The sequence below is a fragment of the Streptomyces sp. SID12488 genome (assembly GCF_010548275.1).
Taxonomy (GTDB): domain Bacteria; phylum Actinomycetota; class Actinomycetes; order Streptomycetales; family Streptomycetaceae; genus Streptomyces.
Window position 1 is genome coordinate 330,030 of the sequence record NZ_JAAGLT010000001.1, and the last position, 18,600, is coordinate 348,629.

At 70.1% G+C, this 18,600-nt stretch carries 13 protein-coding genes; 6 read left to right on the forward strand and 7 right to left on the reverse strand.

Translation table 11 applies throughout. The features are described 5' to 3' along the window. Positions 1-52 precede the first annotated feature (52 nt). The gene (gene pepN, locus G3I56_RS01440; RefSeq protein ID WP_164406654.1) at positions 53-2,647 is read left to right on the forward strand and encodes an aminopeptidase N; all 2,595 of its coding nucleotides are present in this window, start codon (positions 53-55) and stop codon (positions 2,645-2,647) included. A gap of 423 nt (positions 2,648-3,070) precedes the next feature. Beyond that, the gene (locus tag G3I56_RS01445) at positions 3,071-4,141 is read left to right on the forward strand and encodes a hypothetical protein (RefSeq protein WP_164406655.1); all 1,071 of its coding nucleotides are present in this window, start codon (positions 3,071-3,073) and stop codon (positions 4,139-4,141) included. Between the two features lie 114 nt (positions 4,142-4,255). Here G3I56_RS01445 and G3I56_RS01450 read toward each other — a convergent pair whose 3' ends face one another. Beyond that, positions 4,256-5,377 (reverse strand): serine hydrolase domain-containing protein, encoded by a 1,122-nt coding sequence (locus tag G3I56_RS01450; protein WP_164407206.1) that lies wholly within the window; start codon positions 5,375-5,377, stop codon positions 4,256-4,258. Positions 5,378-5,616: 239 nt separating this feature from the next. After that, the gene (locus tag G3I56_RS43505; protein ID WP_239134627.1) at positions 5,617-5,922 is read right to left on the reverse strand and encodes a TetR-like C-terminal domain-containing protein; all 306 of its coding nucleotides are present in this window, start codon (positions 5,920-5,922) and stop codon (positions 5,617-5,619) included. On the opposite strand from G3I56_RS43505, the gene G3I56_RS43510 reads away from it, so the two are divergent. After that, positions 5,821-6,231 (forward strand): zinc-binding dehydrogenase, encoded by a 411-nt coding sequence (locus G3I56_RS43510; protein ID WP_239134628.1) that lies wholly within the window; start codon positions 5,821-5,823, stop codon positions 6,229-6,231. The two genes, G3I56_RS43505 and G3I56_RS43510, sit on opposite strands and share 102 nt — an antisense overlap. 20 nt (positions 6,232-6,251) lie before the next feature. On the opposite strand, the gene G3I56_RS01465 is transcribed toward G3I56_RS43510, so the two are convergent. Together G3I56_RS01465 and G3I56_RS01470 are read right to left on the reverse strand one after the other, a co-directional pair. Beyond that, entirely contained in the window at positions 6,252-8,021 is a 1,770-nt protein-coding gene (locus G3I56_RS01465) for a TIGR03767 family metallophosphoesterase (RefSeq protein ID WP_164406657.1), read from the reverse strand. A gap of 231 nt (positions 8,022-8,252) precedes the next feature. Then, positions 8,253-8,711 (reverse strand): NUDIX hydrolase, encoded by a 459-nt coding sequence (locus G3I56_RS01470; RefSeq protein WP_164406659.1) that lies wholly within the window; start codon positions 8,709-8,711, stop codon positions 8,253-8,255. A gap of 286 nt (positions 8,712-8,997) precedes the next feature. Here G3I56_RS01470 and G3I56_RS01475 point away from each other — a divergent pair, with 286 nt between their 5' ends. After that, complete coding sequence (locus G3I56_RS01475; RefSeq protein ID WP_164406661.1) at positions 8,998-12,345, forward strand: S8 family serine peptidase; 3,348 nt, start codon at positions 8,998-9,000, stop codon at positions 12,343-12,345. A 100-nt stretch (positions 12,346-12,445) separates the two neighbouring features. Here the strand turns inward: G3I56_RS01475 and G3I56_RS01480 are convergent, their stop codons facing one another. Beyond that, a complete protein-coding gene (locus G3I56_RS01480; RefSeq protein ID WP_164406663.1) occupies positions 12,446-13,222 on the reverse strand; it encodes a hypothetical protein in 777 nt (258 codons plus the stop codon). Position 13,223: 1 nt separating this feature from the next. Continuing rightward, positions 13,224-13,760, reverse strand: a complete 537-nt coding sequence (locus tag G3I56_RS01485) for a sigma-70 family RNA polymerase sigma factor (RefSeq protein WP_343239831.1) — start codon at positions 13,758-13,760, stop codon at positions 13,224-13,226. Between the two features lie 344 nt (positions 13,761-14,104). Between G3I56_RS01485 and G3I56_RS01490 the strand changes: the two genes are divergently transcribed. Continuing rightward, positions 14,105-15,124, forward strand: a complete 1,020-nt coding sequence (locus G3I56_RS01490; protein WP_164406667.1) for an aspartate-semialdehyde dehydrogenase — start codon at positions 14,105-14,107, stop codon at positions 15,122-15,124. A gap of 196 nt (positions 15,125-15,320) precedes the next feature. Here G3I56_RS01490 and G3I56_RS01495 read toward each other — a convergent pair whose 3' ends face one another. Next, entirely contained in the window at positions 15,321-15,836 is a 516-nt protein-coding gene (locus tag G3I56_RS01495; RefSeq protein ID WP_164406669.1) for a DUF1203 domain-containing protein, read from the reverse strand. A 112-nt stretch (positions 15,837-15,948) separates the two neighbouring features. On the opposite strand from G3I56_RS01495, the gene pepN (G3I56_RS01500) reads away from it, so the two are divergent. Next, entirely contained in the window at positions 15,949-18,531 is a 2,583-nt protein-coding gene (gene pepN / locus G3I56_RS01500) for an aminopeptidase N (RefSeq protein ID WP_164406670.1), read from the forward strand. Positions 18,532-18,600: the final 69 nt, after the last annotated feature.

Consider the following 18,600-nt stretch of genomic DNA (forward strand, 5'->3'; position numbering starts at 1 on the left):
GCAGGATCGGTGCTGGTCGGCCGTACTGGTGAAAAAACCGAGGGAGTGTTCCGTGCCCGGTGAGAATCTGTCCCGCGACGAGGCCCGGGAACGGGCCGCCCTGCTGTCCGTCGACGGGTACGAGGTGTTCCTCGACGTGCGGTCCGCCCTGGGTGACCCGGTCGGCGGGAGTGGTGCGGGCGGGGCTCGGACCTTCCGGTCCGTGACGACCGTCCGGTTCCGGTGTGCCGAGCCCGGCGCCGCCAGTTTCGCGGATCTCATCGCACCCGGCGTGACCGCCGTCTCCCTCAACGGCCGGGATCTCGACCCGGGGGCCGTCTTCGACGGCACGCGCATCCTGCTGGAGGATCTCGCCGCGGACAACGAGCTGGTCGTCGACGCCCAGTGCGCATACTCCCGCACCGGCGAGGGCCTGCACCGCTTCGTCGACCCCGAGGACGGCGAGGTGTACCTGTACACGCAGTACGAGCCCGCCGACTCCCGCCGTGTCTTCGCCAACTTCGAGCAGCCCGACCTGAAGGCCCCCTTCCGGTTCGAGGTGCGGGCGCCGGAGGAGTGGGTCGCGTGGAGCAACGGCGTCGGGGAACTCGTCGACGGTGTGTGGCGGTTCGCCGAGACCAAGCCGATCTCCACCTACATCACCACCATCCTGGCGGGGCCCTACCACTACGTCACCGACTCGTACTCACGTACGTTCGCCGACGGTACGACCCTCGACATCCCCCTCGGCGCCATGTGCCGCAAGGGTCTCGCCCCCCACTTCGACTCCGACGACGTCTTCCTCGTCACCAAGCAGGGGCTGGACTTCTTCCACGACCACTTCGACTACCCGTACCCCTTCGGGAAGTACGACCAGGCCTTCGTGCCCGAGTACAACCTCGGCGCGATGGAGAACCCGGGGCTCGTCACCTTCCGCGAGGAGTTCATCTTCCGGGGGAAGGTGACGCAGGCGGCGTACGAGCGGCGGGCGAACGTCGTCCTGCACGAGATGGCCCACATGTGGTTCGGCGACCTCGTCACCATGGAGTGGTGGGACGACCTGTGGCTCAAGGAGTCCTTCGCCGACTTCATGGGCGCCTTCTCGCTCGTCGAGGCGACCCGTTTCACCAGCGGCTGGGTCACCTTCGCGAACAACCGCAAGGCCTGGGCCTATCGCGCCGACCAGCTTCCCTCCACGCACCCCGTCACGGCCGACATCCGCGACCTGGAGGACGCCAAGCTCAACTTCGACGGCATCACCTACGCCAAGGGTGCCTCCGTACTCAAGCAGCTCGTCGCCTACGTGGGGTCGGACGCGTTCCTCGAAGGCGCGCGGCGCTACTTCAAGCGGCACGCGTACGGCAACACGCGCCTCGGCGATCTGCTGTCCGTGCTGGAGGAGACCAGCGGGCGGGACATGGCCTCCTGGTCGCGGGCCTGGCTGGAGACCGCCGGGGTCAACTCCCTCACCCCAGCAGTGCTGTTGAGCGCGGACGGGCTGATCACCGAGCTGGCCGTGCTCCAGGAGGCCGCCGAGTCGCACCCCGAGCTGCGGCCCCACCGGGTGGCCGTCGGCCTCTACCGGCGTTCGCCGGACGGGGCGTTGGAGCGGTACGCGCGTGCCGAGGTCGATGTCGACGGGCCACGCACCGTGGTCGGTGAGCTGGTCGGCAGCGAGGCCCCCGACCTTGTTCTCGTCAACGACGACGACCTGACGTACTGCAAGATCCGGTTCGACGAAGGCTCGTTGGCGACGCTGCGGGCGCACCTCGGTGACATCACCGACCCGCTCGCCCGCGCCCTGTGCTGGTCCGCGCTGTGGAACCTCACGCGGGACGCACTGATGCCGGCCCGGGACTTCATCGACCTGGTACTGCGCTTCGCGGGGCGCGAGTCGGACATCGGCGTCCTCCAGATGCTGCACGCCTGGGCCGGCTCCGCGCTCGCCCACTACACGGCGCCCGACTGGCGGGCTACCGGCGAACGTCTGCTCGCCGAGGGCGCGTTGACGGAGCTCCGGCTCGCCGAACCGGGCAGCCAGCACCAGCTGACGTGGGCCCGCTTCCTGGCAGCCGTGGCGTCGAGCGAGGCCGACCTCCAGCTGCTCCAGGGGCTGTTGGAGGGCACCGCGAAGATCGACGGCCTCGACGTCGACCAGGAGCTGCGCTGGACGTTCCTGGAGCCGCTCACCTCACACGGCGTTGCCGACGAGAAGACGGTCGCCGCCGAACTCGCCCGCGACGACACGGCGTCCGGCAAGCGCCACCAGGTCCGCTGCCTCGCCGCCCGCCCCTCTGCCGCCGTCAAGGCACAGGCATGGGCCCAGGTCGTCGAGTCGGACGCGCTGTCCAACGCCCTCGTCGAGGCCACCATCTCGGGCTTCGTCCAGGGATCGCAGCGGGACCTCCTCGCGCCGTACGCGGAGAAGTACTTCGCGGTGATCGAGCGGACGTGGGCCGACCGTTCCATCCAGATCGGCATGGACGTCGTACGCGGCCTGTTCCCGTCCCTCCAGGACTCACCGGAGACCCTGGCGGCGACGGACACATGGCTGACGGACCACGCGGACGCGGCACCGGCCCTGCGCCGCCTGGTCCTGGAGTCACGGGACGACCTGGCGCGTGCGCTGCGGGCACAGGCGTGCGACGGGGTGGCGGCGCCGCGGTGAGGGATCGCTCCACGGGGTGATTCAGGCCCCCACCTCCCGGGCGCCCGTGGCATCCCGTGGCATCCCGTGTGAGGTGGGGCGTGTGACGTGGGGCGACTTGTCCGGCGGCGCCCGCATGCCTGCCGGAGAGCTGCACGCGGCACGACCCGGGCGGCGCCTGAAGCGTGCGCGCCACCGATAGGCAGCGGGGCGGCGGACATCGAGTCCGACCCCGCTGCCCCCGACACCCCACCGATCCCACCGGCCCAGCTGAGCCCGCCGATCCCGCCGTTACCGAACCCGGGCACTCGGCCCCGTAACCCCCGGATGGACCAGCGCCTTTCGGCACTCGAACGCTTGCACTTTAGGACGAGCTTGTCCGGAATTGTCGACGAGCGTGTAACAGGGGTTAGGGGACGGATCGGACACGGGAAAGCCGGAGTCATGACCCACAACACCCCGCTCTCCCCGAGCACCCGCCCCTTCCGCCACCTGTCGCACGTACAGCGCCGGGTACTGACCACCGCGCAGCTGCGGGCAAACGGCGTCGCGCCCGCCGAGGCGAACGAGCAGTGCCGGACCGGCGGACCCTGGCAGCAGATCCTGCCGGGCGTGTTCCTGCTGCACCCGGGCCCGCCCACCAGCGAGGAGCGGCTGCACGCGGTGCTGCTGTACGCGGCGAAGGAGCGGGCCGCGACGGGGATCCCTGCCCAGCCCGACTCCGAGGAGCCGTACCGGGAGCGCGGCCGTCCGGTCTACGGAGAGGCCATGATCACCGGCCTCGCCGCGCTCGCCCTGCACGGTTTCTCGTCCGCGCCGCCGCTGCTGTCCCTCGACACCTTCGACGTCCTGGTCCCCCGGCTGCGCCGACTGCGCTCGACGGGCTGCGTCCGCATCGTCCGTTCCTCGGCGCTGCCCGCGCCCGAGTTGATCGACGGACTGCCGGTCGCGCCGGTGGCGCGCGCCCTCGCCGACGCCGTGGCCGGACTCACGGACGCAGGCGCCGTACGCCGGCTGCTGACCGACGCGGTGCGCGGCGGCCACTGTGAACCGGCTTCGGTGGTACGGGAGTTGAACCAGGGCCGACTGCTGAACCGGCCGCATGTCGTGGACGCCGTCGACTCCCTGCTCGCGGAGGGCAGGGCGATCGCCGAGGACCGGCTGTACCGGATGGTGCGCGAACACGGCCTCCCGGACCCGGTCTGGAACGTCGATCTGCGTCTGCCCGGCGGCCCCCACCTCGGCGGCCTGGACGCCTACTGGCCCGACCAGGCGGTGGCGGTGGAGCTGGACACGCGCACCCCGCTTCCGGGCCACCGGCAGGAGGACGACGCGCTCTGGTCGGAGTACGCCAACAAGCGTGAGCACCTGGAGCGGCTGGGCATCACGGTCGTCCACATCACCCCGCGCAAGCTGCGCGAGGCGATCGACCAGCAGGCAACTGTCGTACGTACGGCTCTGATGGCGTCGGGGGACCGCGAGCCGGCGGCGTATGTCGTGGTACTGCCCAGGTAGTGACGGACCGGGCAGTACCAGGAGGGGAGAGGAGGGGCCGCCGGGCGACCGGGGCCCCTCCTCACGTGTCCCCGTATGTCCCCGTGATGTGTCCCCGTGCTTCTTCGTGCGGCCCTACTTGGTCCCGCAGTACTCCGCCTCGCCGACCTTCAGCAGGTCGCCGCTCCAGTCGCCGTTGAAGTTGACGGCGAGGGAGTGCTTGCCGTCGGCTGTGGTGACGGCCACGGAGCTGGAGCCGTGGATGCCGCCGCTGTGGCCCCAGACGGTGACCCCGCAGCTCAGCTTGTTCTCGATGAGCCCGAGCCCGTAGCGTCCGCCCACGGCCCCCGCGGCTACCGTCGTCTTCATCTCGGTGAGTTGCTCGGCCGGCAGGACCTTGCCGCGCAGCAGGGCCGAGTAGAAGCGGTTCAGGTCACCGGGGTTGGAGATGAGCTCGCCTGCGGAGTTGGCGACGGAGGCGTTCATCTCGGTGACGTCGTAGATCTTGCCGGTGCTGTTCTCGCCGAGCTTTGAGTAGGCACGGCTGCTGGGCCCGGGGACGCTGGGGTTCGCACCCGGCATGTACGTGCCGTGCAGCCCGAGCGGCTTGATGACGCGCCGCCGGACCTCGTCACCGTACGAGTTGCCGGTCACCTTCTTGATGACCATGCCGGCGATCGTGTAGTTGGTGTTGGAGTAGCTCCAGCTCGCGCCCGGGGTGAACTCCGGCTTGTGGCCCATGGCGATCTTGACGATCTCGTCCGGCGTCCAGGTGCGGTACCGGTTCTTGAAGAAGCCCTCCGGGACGAAGATCTCGCTCTGGAGTTGCTCGTCGTCGGTGTAGTTGAAGATGCCGCTCGTGTGGTTGAGGAGCTGGCGGAGGGTGATCCTCCGTCCGTCGTGGCCGTTGCCCCGGACGACTCCGGGCAGCCACTTGTCGACGGTGTCGTCGAGCGACACCCGTCCCTCGGCCTCCAGTTGGAGCAGGACGGTCGCGATGAAGGTCTTCGTGATGCTGCCGGCCCGGAAGCTGTCGTCGGCGCTGCGCGGCTGCTTGGTCCTGAGGTTGCCGACACCGGCGGTCGCCTTCCAGACGCCGTGCCGGTCCTTGGCCTGGAGGGCCACACCGGGTACACCGTCCTTGACGGCGGCGTTCATGGCGTCGCGGGTGGCCGCGTGTCCACCGCCCCGTTCGGCCGGTGCCGCCACAGCGGGCGCCGCGAACGCGCCCGCCGCGACGGCGGTCGCCACGGCCATCCCCAGCAGCCGCTTGTGGACCGACCTCTTGGTGACTGACATACGCCGTTCCCCCTTGTTCCGCCGGGTGGCGGTCGGGGGGAGGGACACGGTGGGTGGGCCGGAGGTTGCCTGGGGCGGGATGGTTGAGCGCTTCTCGGCCTTTGACTGCGCCGAGCCTCCCCGGCACAGCCGTCCGCGACTCCAGGAACCCCGCCGACCCGGCCCTTCACCTCGCCCCCACCACCTGGCTCGGCCGATCAGGGGTTGGGCGTTTCCAGCGACCGAACAGCGCCGTCGATCTCCAGGTCGATCAACCGGTGCGCCTCCAGGGAATGGCTGTCGAACATGCCGGTGAGTTCGAGGCTCACGATCCCGTGGACCCGCGACCAGATCAGGAGGGCGGCGCGGGCGACGCCCGGTGTGATGTCCGGCCGCCCCTGGGAGCGGGCCCACTGCCGGAGTTGCCCGTCCAGCGTTCGGTCGCCGGTCGTGGCGTCGGTCTTCGTCGCGTCGGCCTCGCCCGCGTCCTGAACGCTCGTCAGCAGGTCGACGAGCAGCGCCATCGCCTGGTCCAGCGGGGTCCGCGTGCTCTGCGTGCCGGCGTCGGCCGGCAGTTCGCCGCCCGGCTCGCCGGCAGGCACGCGAGCTTCTACGACGTCTGGTCGGGCGCCGGAAAGCCCGACTCGGCCAAGCGCGAGGCGTTCCGGGCCCGGACGCGCACCGACCTCACCCATGTCTTCGGTCTGCTGCGCGACGGCGTCCTCACCGCGAGGATCGCCGCCCGCTTCCCGCTGAGCGAGGCCGCCGCGGCCATGGAACTGGCGGAGTCCTCCGGCCGCACCGCCCTCGGCAAGATCATCCTCACGCCGTGACCTCAGCCCTTCTTCAACCGTCAGCCCTTCTTCAGCACCAGCTCCACGTTCCGGTCCCCCGCGTCCCCCGACAGATCCATCCGCGCTCCCGGCGCGTTGAACGACAACTCCCGGTACAGCGCCGCCAGTCCCGTCTGGGACAGGTCCGCGTAGTCCGTCCGGTGCGGGGCCGCCGACTCCACCAGCGTCGTGAACAGCGAGAGCGTGCCGTCGTGGTTGTCCACCAGCTCGATGACACGGGCCAGTTGGGGGAAGTCGACGTGTGAGGCCGTCGAGATCTCCCAGAACGAGCGGTTGTCCGGCGCCCAGTGCGCGGTGATGACGTTGCGGTGGATGTGCCCGTTCACCCAGGCCAGGACGTTGCTGTGACTGGCGAGGAGGGCCAGGAGGACCGAACCGTCGTAGCGCCGTTCGTCCGGGTGGGCCGGGTCCGGGTGGGTGTTGGTCATCGACTGGCTGGTGTGGTGGCTGAAGACGACGGCGTACGATCCTGCCTTCGCGTGCTCCTCCAACGTCCGCTCCAGCCAGCGCACTTGGGTCGCGTCGATCGAGCCCTGGTAGTGGCCGCCCGGGTCAGTGGTGTCGATGCTGATGCCGACGACGTCGTCCGAGATGCGGAAGGTGTAGTACTGGGTGCCGGAGTCGAGGTTGGCCGTCGAGTAGCCGTGGCCCACCGGACCCTCGCCCGCGTACGCCGGGTCCAGGTGCGCCTTCAGATAGTCGGCCCGGGTGAACGGGGCCCTGTTCTCGTCCGGGGTGACCGAGCGCAGGTCGCGCGTGTGGGCCTGGATCAGCTCCCGGAAGCGGACGCCCCTCGGGTCGTCGGAGCTTCTGATCTGGTCCTGGAGCGCTTTGCTGCGCGCCGTCGGCAGATCCATCAGCTTCTTGCCGCCGACCGCGAAGTCGGTGAGGAAGGGGTCGCTCTGGGAGGCGTAGCAGCCGAGGGGGAGGGAGTCGTGGTTGCCGACCGTCGAGTACCAGGGCAGGTTCAGGCCGGGGCTGCGCACCTCGCGTATCGCCGCCGCGAGGAAGCCCTCGATGTGCGGGAAGCCGTCCTGCTTGTCGGAGTCGCGGGTGACGGAGTCCGGCTGCCAGTAGAGCGGGAGGCCGCTGTTCTGGACACCCTCGTAGTGGCGCGGGTCACCGGAGTTCGGTGTCATCCGGCCGCCGCTCATCACCTTCATGAACCACTCCAGCTCGGAGCGCGCGTTGTTGTCCGTGTTGTCGCCGGTGGTCATCACGAAGTCGAGTGGAGAGCCGGTGACCGGGGCTCCGCTCAGCGCGTTGATCCGCTCGACCAGCGAGGTCGCGCCCTGCACCGACAGCGCCTCGTGCGGGCGCCAGGCGTGCCGGTCGGCCGAACGCATGTACTCCAGGCGCAGCGGGTGCTGTACGTCGGTCAGGTGCAGGTCCGTGAACTGGACGAAGGCCGCCATCGTGGTCCGGCGGGCGGCCCGGGCGGAGTGCGGCGACGCGAGATCCGTACGCACCACCCGTCCCCATGCCGGGCCCTCGCCGAGGCGCCGGTAGCCGCCCGTGCCGAGGGGCGCGGAGACGGTGTTGAGCGTGGTGCCCCGGGTGGACGGGGCGAGCGCGGCCGGCACCGCCTGGCCGGGCACGGCCACCGGACCCTCGGCGACTGCGGATTCGGCCACTGTGGCGGCCTGGCTGTCACTGGGCCGCAGCCCGTAGCCGACACCCGCCGAGACGGCCGCCGCCCCGGCCGCGGCGAGTACCGTACGTCGATTGACCTCGTGCGTGGAGCTGACGACAGAGCGTGTGCGCGACATGGCGCGGTCTCCCCGAGTACGAACGCGTCGGACGTGGTCACGGGCGATCGCAGTCGCGAACTTCCCGCTCACTCTGGATGCTTGGCACTGGGGATGACCTGCGCGTGAACGAGGCAGCAACGCGCGACGCCGATCTCCGTACGTGGATCTTGGGCCACCTTGCCCGTTCACGACCGCACGGCGAACGGCCCGGAGTCGGTCACTCCGTGTTCATCTGACGGGGTAGGTGAGCTACTCGCCCGCCTGCACGACCCTCCCCGTGACCGGCCGCTCCCGCCACAGCTCCAGCCCGACGATCACCGTCCGCGCCCTCCGCAGTCCCGCCACCGCGTCCAGGTCGTGCCAGGCGGCGAGGTCCGTGGAGCCGTTCGTCTCCGGGCGGAGTTCGCCGCCGGTGACCAGACCCTCGTAGACCAACGCCAAACCCTGGTGGTCCACCGGGCGCCACCGGCGGTGGGTGAAGGTACGGCGGCGGGAGTCGATGCCCAGTAGGCCCCTCACGTCGATGCGGTAGCCCGTCTCCTCCATGAGCTCGCGGCGGACCGTGTCGTACGGGTCCTCGCCGTGCTCCATGCCGCCGCCCGGCAGCACCCACTCGTGGCCGCCCCCGTCGGCGGGGCTGCGGGCGAGCAGGATCTGTCCGTCGCGGACGACAACGGCGTACGCGGCGACCCGCAGCGTCTTGCGCATATGGGGACGTTAGCGTGCGGGGCTGGAATGTTCAGGTGGATTGCCTCCGGACGGCGCCGGGTACGACGCAGGACGCCGAGTACGAAACACCGCGATTCTGACTCATCCAGTCAAAGCGCATCGCGGGTTTTCCCCACTCGTTCGTATCGTTTCGGTCAACCATCACCAAACATCCGCCCCTTAGGTAAAGCTATGTGACCGTCAGGCGTCGCATTCCGGACGCTCTTGGCCAAGGTCGATCAACTCGGCCGCTCAACGCACGCTCCTTTACCTACAAGGGATGCCGATGACCCTCACCCCTCAGCCCGCACCGATCTCGGGCGCGAGACGCGTGGCGCGCATAGCCGTCGCCGCCGGACTGGTGGCCGCGCTCTCCGCGGCTGGGCCCATACCCATGGCCTTCTCCGCGGACACGGCGAAGGACGCGGCCCCGGCCGACGGCTCCGTCAAGTCGGCACACGCAAAGCTCGGCTCCGACGACGCCGAACTCCTCTCCGAGGCCAAGGCCGACGGTGACAAGACCGTCACGATGATGATCGCCACCGCGCCGGGCCAGACCGAGCAGGTCGCCGCGCAGCTGGACGCGGTCCAGGGCGGCCTCGTCGGCCGGGCCTTCGACAAGGTCGGCTACGTCCGGGCGACCGTTCCCACCGCGAAGGCGGACGCGGCCATCGCCGCCGCCGCCAAGCTCTCCTCCGTGCACGGGATCGACCTCCGTCAGGACATCCCACTGGACGACCCGACGCCGAGTGCCGACACCGCCTCCTCCGCCTCCTCCGCCTCCTCCGCCTCCTCCGCCTCCTCCGCCTCCAAGGGGAGTGCCACCAAGACTTACGCGGCGCCGGACAAGAACACGCCCGCCAAGAACCCGTACAACCCGTCGTTCGAGACGGGCGCCGTCGACTTCGTGAAGAAGAACCCGAAGGCGGACGGCCGGGGCATCACCATCGGCATCCTCGACTCCGGTATCGACCTGGCGCACCCCGCGCTGCAGAAGACCACCACCGGCGAGCGCAAGATCGTCGACTGGGTGACGTCCACCGACCCGGTCGCCGACGGCGACGGCAGCTGGCTGCAGATGAGCAGGGCGGTCTCCGGACCGGCCTTCTCCGTCACCACGCGGAGCCAGGGCACCGAGAACTTCACGGCTCCGGCCGGCGACTACAAGTTCAACTACTTCCTGGAGGCCGCCACCGCCGGTGGTGACCAGGCCGGTGACGTAAACCGCGACGGCGACAAGACCGACGCCTGGGGCGCGCTGTACAACGCCGCCGCCGGCACGGTCACCGTCGACGTGAACGACAACCACAACTTCACCGACGACACCCCGATGAAGGCGTACAAGGACGGCTACCAGGTCGGCTACTTCGGGACGGACAACCCGGCGACCGACGTCGTCGAGCGCATCCCGTTCGTCGTCGAGATCCGCAAGGACGTCGTCTACAACGCGGCCGGCGCGAAGGCCGACTACGCGAACATCGGCATGATCTCGTCCGAGCACGGCACCCACGTCGCCGGTATCACCGCGGCGAACAGCCTGTTCGGCGGCAAGATGAACGGTGCCGCACCCGGCGCGAAGCTCGTCTCGTCGCGTGCCTGTGTCTTCGGCCCGAGCTGCACCAACGTCGCGCTGACCGAGGGCATGATCGACCTCGTCGTCAACCGTGGCGTCGACATCGTCAACATGTCGATCGGCGGCCTCCCGGCGCTGAACGACGGCAACAACGCGCGCGCCGAGCTGTACACGCGTCTGATCGACACGTACGGCGTGCAGCTCGTGATCTCGGCCGGCAACTCCGGCCCGGGCGCCAACACGATCGGTGACCCCGGTCTGGCCGACAAGGTCATCTCCGTCGGCGCGTCCATCTCGAAGGAGACCTGGGCGGCCAACTACGGCTCGGTCGTCTCGAAGAAGTACGCGATGATGCCGTTCTCCTCGCGCGGCCCGCGTGAGGACGGCGGCTTCACGCCGACGATCACCGCGCCCGGCGCGGCGATCAACACCACGCAGACCTGGCTGCCCGGCTCCCCGGTCGCCCAGTCGGGCTACACCCTCCCGGCCGGCTACTCGATGCTCCAGGGCACCTCGATGGCGTCCCCGCAGGCCGCCGGCGCCTCGGCGCTGCTGCTGTCGGCCGCCAAGGAGAAGGGCATCGCCCTCACCCCGGCCGATCTCCGCACGGCCCTGGTCTCGAACGCCGACCACATCAAGGACACGCAGGCGTACGAAGAGGGCTCCGGCCTCATCAACATCGTGGACGCGTGGAAGGCCATCAAGGACGGCGCCACCGCCCACGACTACACGGTCAAGGCCCCGGTCGACACCGCGATCGACTTCGCGCTGAAGACCCCGGGCTTCGGCACCGGCCTGTACGACCGCGAGGGTGGCCTCAAGGCCGGCGTCAAGAAGTCGTACGACATCACCGTGACGCGTACGTCCGGTCCCGACAAGGCGATCCGGCACGAGCTGCACTTCGAGAACAACGCCGGTCACACCTTCAAGATTGTCGGCTCCGACGAGGTCAAGCTGGAGCTGAACAAGCCGGTCACCGTCAAGGTCTCCGCGAAGGCGGCCACGGCCGGCATCAAGAGCGCGATCCTCGAGGTCGACGACCCGAAGACCGAGGGCATCGACAAGCAGATCCTGACCACGGTCGTGGTCTCGACGCCGGTCAAGTACACGTTCTCCGCGTCGAACTCGGTGCAGCGCAACAGCACCCAGTCCTACTTCCTGACCGTTCCCGAGGGCGCCAAGGCCCTCGAGGTGGCGATCAGCGGACTGGCGGCCACCAGCCAGACCCGGTTCATCTCGATCCACCCGTACGGTGTCGCGGTCGAGGACACGGGCACGCCGTACTGCTACAGCAACTACCCGAACACCAACGGCTGCGCGCCCGACGTGCGTTCGTACCCGAACCCGCAGGCCGGTGTCTGGGAGGTCGAGGTCGAGTCGCGTCGTACGTCGCCGCTGCTCGACAACCCGTACAAGCTGGACGCCACCCTCCTGGGCGCGACCTTCGACCCGGAGGTCGTGACCGTCCCCGAGGCCAAGGTCGGCACGCCGATCGCCGCCTCCTGGAAGGTGACGAACAACCTCGCCGCGGTCGACGGCAAGCTGGCCGGCGGTCCGCTCGGCTCGGCCCTGAACGCCCGTCCGACCATCGCCGACGGTGAGACCCAGACGACCACGGTCGAGGTGCCCGCGGGCGCCGCGTCCCTGGACGTCTCCATCGGCAACGTCTCCGACACGGCGGCCGACCTCGACCTGGTCGTGTACAACGCGGCCGGCACCGCGGTCGGCACCTCCGCCGACGGTGACTCGGAGGAGGCGGTCTCCATCGCCTCGCCCGCCGCCGGTACGTACACCGTCGAGGTCGTCGGCTACGCGATCCCGGCCGGTACGACCGCGTACGACTACCAGGACGTCTTCTACTCGGCCGCCCTGGGCTCCATCCAGGTCGCCGGTACCCCGGTGAAGCTCGGCACGGGCGCCTCGGCGACCGTCTCCGGCAACATCGTCGCCTCGGCCGTCGCGCCGGCGGGCCGTGAGTTCTTCGGCCAGGTGTCCCTGGTGAACGCGCACGGCACGGTCGCCGGTATCGGCAACGTGAAGATCGAGAAGGTCACGCCGTAGCGGTAGGCACGACCACAGGGCGGGCGTCCGGTACCTGGTACCGGGCGCCCGCCCCTTTGCGTCTCAGACGCGGTTCACTCCTTCTCGGTCGGCTCTCGGTTCACTCGCACGGGACGGTGCGTGAGTCCGGCAGCCTGGCCGTGATCCAGGCCCGCTGGGCGGCGATCTGCTTCTCGCCGGTGATCCAGGTGTCGGGGGATCCGGCGCCCGCCGGGATGCCGATCAGGGTGTGGCCGCCAACCGTCAGCCGGGGGTCGACCTCCTGGTCCATCACGAACGTCACCTCGGCCGGGCCCTTGTCCGGCTTGTAGTAACGGGCCACGCGCAGGGTGATTCGGTCCTGTCCGGCGTTGAAGCCGGCTCCGGGCCCGGGGTCGACGGCGGTGACCGTGCCCTCGACGACCAGACGGGCGCAGGCGAGGTATCTTGCGTTGCTCAGCTCACCCGAGCCGGCCCCGTCCTTGGCGCTGTCCTTCTTCGAGTCGGACGTCGTGGACGCCGCCGAGTCGTCGGCCCCGTTCCCGGCCTGCGAGAGGAGCCACCCCGCCCCCGTGAGCAGGGTCCCCGCCGCGGTCACTGCGGCGACACCGAGGGCGAGGGTGCGCAGCGGACGCCAGTACCGCCGTTCCCGGACCGGGACCCGGACCCGGACCCGGAGCGGCTTACGTACCGCCGCCGATGCCGGCTCCGTGCGTTCCTGCTCCTGTGACGCCAGTGCACCCCCGATGAGCCCCAACTGCTCGCGCAGCAGCGCCACATCGGCCGCCGCCGACCAGTGCTCGGCCATGAAGTCGGCGTCCGTGAGGGCCTCTTCGGGCAGCGGATCGTCGGTCAGCGCGGCCATCAACGCGTCCACGCCGTCGTATTCGGCGGCCATGTCACACCACCTCGTCCTCGTGCAGGCGGGCGCGCAGGGCCCGTACCGCCGTGTGCAGCCTGCTCTTGACCGTGCCCTCCGGGATGCCCAGTTCCTCGGCGATCCCGCGTACCGGCAGGTCGGCGAAGAAACGCAGGACCAGCACCTGGCGCTGGGGGTCGGGCAGGTCGTCGAGCCCTCGGGCGACGGCGAGGGAGAGCAGGCTCGTCTCCTCGCCGGAGGGTTGGGCCACCGGCTGGCGCAGGGAGGCGAGCCGCTCCCCCAGCCGTTCCTGGCGCCGCTTCGCCCGATGCCAGTCCATGGCGAGGTTGGAGGCGACGACCGCCGCCCACGCCGACACGTCACGCGGCGCCTCGTGTCCGTTCGCGGTGCGTTCCAGCAGCCGCAGGCGGACCTGCTGTACCCCGTCCAGCAGGTCCGCCTGCGGCACGCCGCCAAGGGCGAGCACCGCTCGGACCCTGCGCTCCTGCGCCGTGTCCAGCGGGTCGCCGTGGTCGTCCTCCTGGACGCGCCGGGCCTTTCTGCGCAGCACAAGCACCCTCCCCCTCGCCGCGTTTTCTCTACGACGCCGAGGGCGGCCAAAACGTTCGGCCGCAGCAGAGACGTGCGTCACACCGTTACCGAAGCGAGACCCTGGCCCCGCCGGCCCCCGGTCGGCCCGGGCCCGAACAGCTTGCGCCCGAGTGTCTGCACCAGGCGGGTTTCTCCAGCTCAGGAGAGGTGCGGCCGGACGATCGCAACCGGGCGGGGCCCGTGTCCCGTCCCATTCCTCGGGCATGCCGGGCAAAGGATTGGACATGTTGCCCCGGGTGGGACGCATGATGGAAATGCGCCGGTCACGCAACCGGTCGCGCGATACAGCGCCATACAGAAGGAGTCGCCGTGAGGGTCGGAATCGTCGGAGCCACCGGTCAGGTCGGCACGGTCATGCGCAGGATCCTCGTCGAGCGAGAGTTCCCGGTCAGCGAGCTGCGGCTGTTCGCGTCGGCGCGGTCCGCGGGGTCGGTCCTCGACGGTGTGACGGTGGAGGACGCGGCGACGGCCGACTACACCGGCCTCGACATCGTGCTGTTCTCGGCGGGCGGCGCGACCTCGAAGGCGCTGGCGGAGAAGGTCGCCGCGCAGGGTGCCGTCGTGATCGACAACTCGTCGGCGTGGCGCCGGGACCCGGACGTACCCCTGGTGGTGTCCGAGGTGAACCCGCACGCGATCGTCGACCGCCCCAAGGGCATCATCGCCAACCCGAACTGCACGACGATGGCCGCGATGCCGGTCCTCAGTCCGCTGCACGCGGAGGCTGGCCTCGACGCGCTGGTCGTCGCGACCTACCAGGCGGTGTCCGGTTCGGGTGTGGCGGGTGTGGCTGAGCTGCACGGGCAGGCGCAGAAGGTGATCGCCGACGCGGACAAGCTGACGCACGACGGTTCGGCGGTCGACTTCCCCGAGCCGCAGGTGTACAAGCGGCCGATCGCGTTCAACGTGCTGCCGCTGGCGGGCAATCTGGTGGACGACGGTTCGTTCGAGACGGACGAGGAGCAGAAGCTCCGCAACGAGTCCCGCAAGATCCTGGAGATCCCGGAGCTGAAGGTGTCCGGTACGTGTGTCCGCGTGCCGGTGTTCTCGGGGCACTCGCTCCAGGTGAACGCGCGGTTCGCACGCCCGCTCTCGGTGGAGCGGGCGACCGAGCTGCTGGCGGGGGCGCCCGGTGTCGTCCTGTCGGACATCCCGACCCCCCTCCAGGCGGCCGGCCAGGACGCGTCGTTCGTGGGCCGCATCCGCGCCGACGAGACGGCGGCGAACGGGCTCGCCTTCTTCGTCTCCAGCGACAACCTCCGCAAGGGTGCCGCGCTGAACGCGGTACAGATCGCGGAGCTGGTGGCGGTGGAGCTGAGCGGCAAGTAACCGAGGTTTCCTCGGGGGCGCTGCCCCCGAACCCCCGCTCCTCAAACGCCGGAGGGGCTGAAATACCAGCGCCGGCCGACATTTCCAGCCCGTCCGGCGTTTGAGGACGAGGCCCCTTCAGGGCCGAAGCGGGGGTCTGGGGGCGGCAGCCCCCAGAGATGGGACGGGTAGGGGCGGCGGGGGCGAAAACAACCCCCTACGGCGCCCTCCTCACCTCGTAGAGGAAGCACCCGTACCCCACCGCCCGTACATGCACCACCGCCACCCCCGGATCGGCGAACGCCTCCTCGATCGCCGCCTCGTCCACCCCCTCCACCAGCAGCCCGCCCACGATCCGCCCCGCCCCGTCGTACCGCCGCAGCACCCGCCGCTCCCCCGGGAACGGGTACCCCTCCCCCACCGCCGGCCCGGCGCAAGCCTCAGCCTCCGCGTGGATGAAGACCGGCCCCTGTTCGTCGTACGCCCCGGGGTCGGCCCCCGTCTCCGCCGCCCACTGCCGCAGCGGGGCGTAGGAGACGAGGGCGATGCGCTCGCCCGGGGTGCTGTCGCGCAGGCAGCAGCGGAGTGGTGAGCCGCCCTCCGTGTCGGTTTCGGGAACCAACTCGCGTCCCGCAGCGTCAGCAGAACGCAGCCTCTTGAGGATCAGTGGACCGATGGGGCGTACGGCGTACGTGATGCGTGCCTTCGCGCGTGTTGTCGTGTGCGTCGTCATGGCTCCACGTTCGCGCCTGTCCGCCCCGCTCACCGGCGGATTTTGGACATCGCGTCGGCCGCGGATCCCATGGAAGGATGACGCAACCGACACATAACGAGGAGATGACCGCGTGCCTGGCACAAACCTGACCCGCGAAGAGGCGCAAGCGCGGGCGAAGCTGCTCACCGTTGACTCGTACGAGATCGAGCTCGACCTCTCCGGCGCACAGGAGGGCGGCACCTACAGGTCCGTGACCACAGTGCGCTTCGACTCCGCCGAGACCGGCGCGGAGTCCTTCATCGACCTGGTGGCCCCGACCGTGAGCGAGGTGACGCTCAACGGGGACGCTCTCGACCCCGACGAGGTCTTCAAGGACTCCCGGATCGCTCTGCCGGGCCTCCTGGCCGGGCGCAACGTGCTGCGCGTCGTCGCCGACTGCGCCTACACCAACACCGGTGAGGGCCTGCACCGCTTCGTCGACCCCGTCGACCAGCAGGCCTACCTCTACACCCAGTTCGAGGTGCCGGACGCGCGGCGCGTGTTCGCCTCGTTCGAGCAGCCCGACCTCAAGGCGACCTTCCGGTTCACGGTGACAGCACCGTCCGGCTGGACCGTCATCTCCAACTCGCCGACGCCCGAGCCCAAGGACGACGTCTGGCGCTTCGAGCCGACGCCCCGGATCTCCACGTACATCACCGCGCTCATCGTCGGGCCGTACCACTCGGTCCACAGTGTGTACGAGGCGGACGGGCAGACCGTGCCGCTCGGTATCTACTGCCGGCCCTCGCTCGCCGAGTTCCTCGACTCCGACGCCATCTTCGCGGTGACCCGGCAGGGCTTCGAGTGGTTCCAGGAGAAGTTCGACTACGCGTACCCCTTCAAGAAGTACGACCAGCTGTTCGTTCCCGAGTTCAACGCCGGTGCCATGGAGAACGCGGGCGCGGTCACGATCCGGGACCAGTACGTGTTCCGGTCCAAGGTCACCGACGCCGCGTACGAGACGCGCGCCGAGACGATCCTGCACGAGCTGGCGCACATGTGGTTCGGCGACCTCGTCACCATGGAGTGGTGGAACGACCTGTGGCTGAACGAGTCGTTCGCCACCTACACCTCCATCGCCTGCCAGGCGTACGCCCCCGGCTCGCGCTGGCCGCACTCCTGGACCACCTTCGCCAACTCCATGAAGACGTGGGCGTACCGCCAGGACCAGCTGCCGTCCACCCACCCGATCATGGCCGAGATCAGCGACCTCGACGACGTCCTCGTCAACTTCGACGGCATCACGTACGCCAAGGGCGCCTCCGTACTGAAGCAGCTCGTCGCGTACGTCGGCACGGACGCGTTCTTCGCGGGCGTGCAGGCCTACTTCAAGCAGCACGCGTACGGCAACACGCGGCTCAGCGACCTGCTGGGTGCCCTGGAGGAGACCTCCGGGCGCGATCTGAAGGCGTGGTCGAAGTCGTGGCTGGAAACGGCCGGCATCAACATCCTGCGTCCCGAGATCGAGACGGACGCGAACGGTGTCATCACCTCCTTCGCCGTCCGCCAGGAGGCCCCCGCGCTCCCCGCCGGCGCCAAGGGCGAGCCGACGCTCCGGCCGCACCGGATCGCCGTCGGCCTGTACGACCTCGACGACGAGAGCGGCAAGCTGCTCCGTGACGACGAGACCGGGCGTATCGAGCTGGACATCGACGGCGAGCTGACGGCCGTACCGCAGCTGGTCGGCAGGCGTCGTCCGGCCGTGATCCTGCTCAACGACGACGACCTGTCGTACTCCAAGGTACGCCTCGACGACGAGTCCCTCGCGTTCGTCACCGAGCACCTGGGCGACTTCGAGGCGTCCCTGCCGCGCGCGCTGTGCTGGGCCTCCGCCTGGGACATGACCCGCGACGCCGAACTGGCCACCCGCGACTACCTCTCCCTCGTCCTGTCGGGCATCGGCAAGGAGTCGGACATCGGCGTCGTGCAGTCGCTCCAGCGGCAGGTGAAGCTGGCGATCGAGCTGTACGCCGACCCGGCCGCCCGCGAGGTCCTGCTGGCCCGCTGGACGGACGCCACGCTGGCCCACCTCCGGACGTCCGAGGCCGGCTCCGACCACCAGCTGGCCTGGGCCCGCGCCTTCGCGGCCACGGCCCGTACGCCGGAGCAGCTGGACCTGCTGGGCGCGCTGCTGGAGGGCACACAGACCATCGAGGGGCTGGCCGTCGACACCGAGCTGCGCTGGTCGTTCGTCCAGCGGCTGGCGGCCGTCGGGCGCTTCGACGAGGACGAGATCGCGGGCGAGTACGAGCGGGACAGGACGGCCGCCGGTGAGCGTCACGCCGCCACCGCCCGGGCGGCCCGTCCGACCCCGGAGGCCAAGGCGGAGGCCTGGGCGTCGGTCATCGAGTCCGACAAGCTGCCGAACGCCGTCCAGGAGGCCGTGATCGGGGGCTTCGTCCAGACCGACCAGCGCGAGCTGCTGGCGCCGTACACCGACAAGTACTTCGCGGTGGTCAAGGACGCCTGGGACTCGCGCTCGCACGAGATCGCCCAGCAGATCGCCGTCGGCCTCTATCCGGCCGTCCAGGTGTCGCAGGAGACCCTGGCGAAGACGGACGCCTGGCTGACCGCCGCCGAGCCGAACGCGGCCCTGCGGCGGCTCGTCTCGGAGTCCCGTTCCGGTATCGAGCGTGCGCTCAGGGCACAGGCGGCGGACGCGGCGGCCGAGTAGGGGCAAGGCAAGCAAGCGGTTGTACGGAGTCGGGGGCACTCTGCGGCGGGACGCCGCGGGGTGCCCCCG

Bases quoted from the DNA above. Each gene is read 5' to 3' on its own strand.
- G3I56_RS01445 (WP_164406655.1), top strand. From the start codon at position 3,071: ATGACCCACAACACCCCGCTCTCCCCGAGCACCCGCCCCTTCCGCCAC.
- G3I56_RS01450 (WP_164407206.1), bottom strand. From the start codon at position 5,377: ATGGCCGTGGCGACCGCCGTCGCGGCGGGCGCGTTCGCGGCGCCCGCT.
- G3I56_RS43505 (WP_239134627.1), bottom strand. From the start codon at position 5,922: ATGGCGCTGCTCGTCGACCTGCTGACGAGCGTTCAGGACGCGGGCGAG.
- G3I56_RS01465 (WP_164406657.1), bottom strand. From the start codon at position 8,021: ATGTCGCGCACACGCTCTGTCGTCAGCTCCACGCACGAGGTCAATCGA.
- G3I56_RS01470 (WP_164406659.1), bottom strand. From the start codon at position 8,711: ATGCGCAAGACGCTGCGGGTCGCCGCGTACGCCGTTGTCGTCCGCGAC.
- G3I56_RS01475 (WP_164406661.1), top strand. From the start codon at position 8,998: ATGACCCTCACCCCTCAGCCCGCACCGATCTCGGGCGCGAGACGCGTG.
- G3I56_RS01480 (WP_164406663.1), bottom strand. From the start codon at position 13,222: ATGGCCGCCGAATACGACGGCGTGGACGCGTTGATGGCCGCGCTGACC.
- G3I56_RS01495 (WP_164406669.1), bottom strand. From the start codon at position 15,836: ATGACGACGCACACGACAACACGCGCGAAGGCACGCATCACGTACGCC.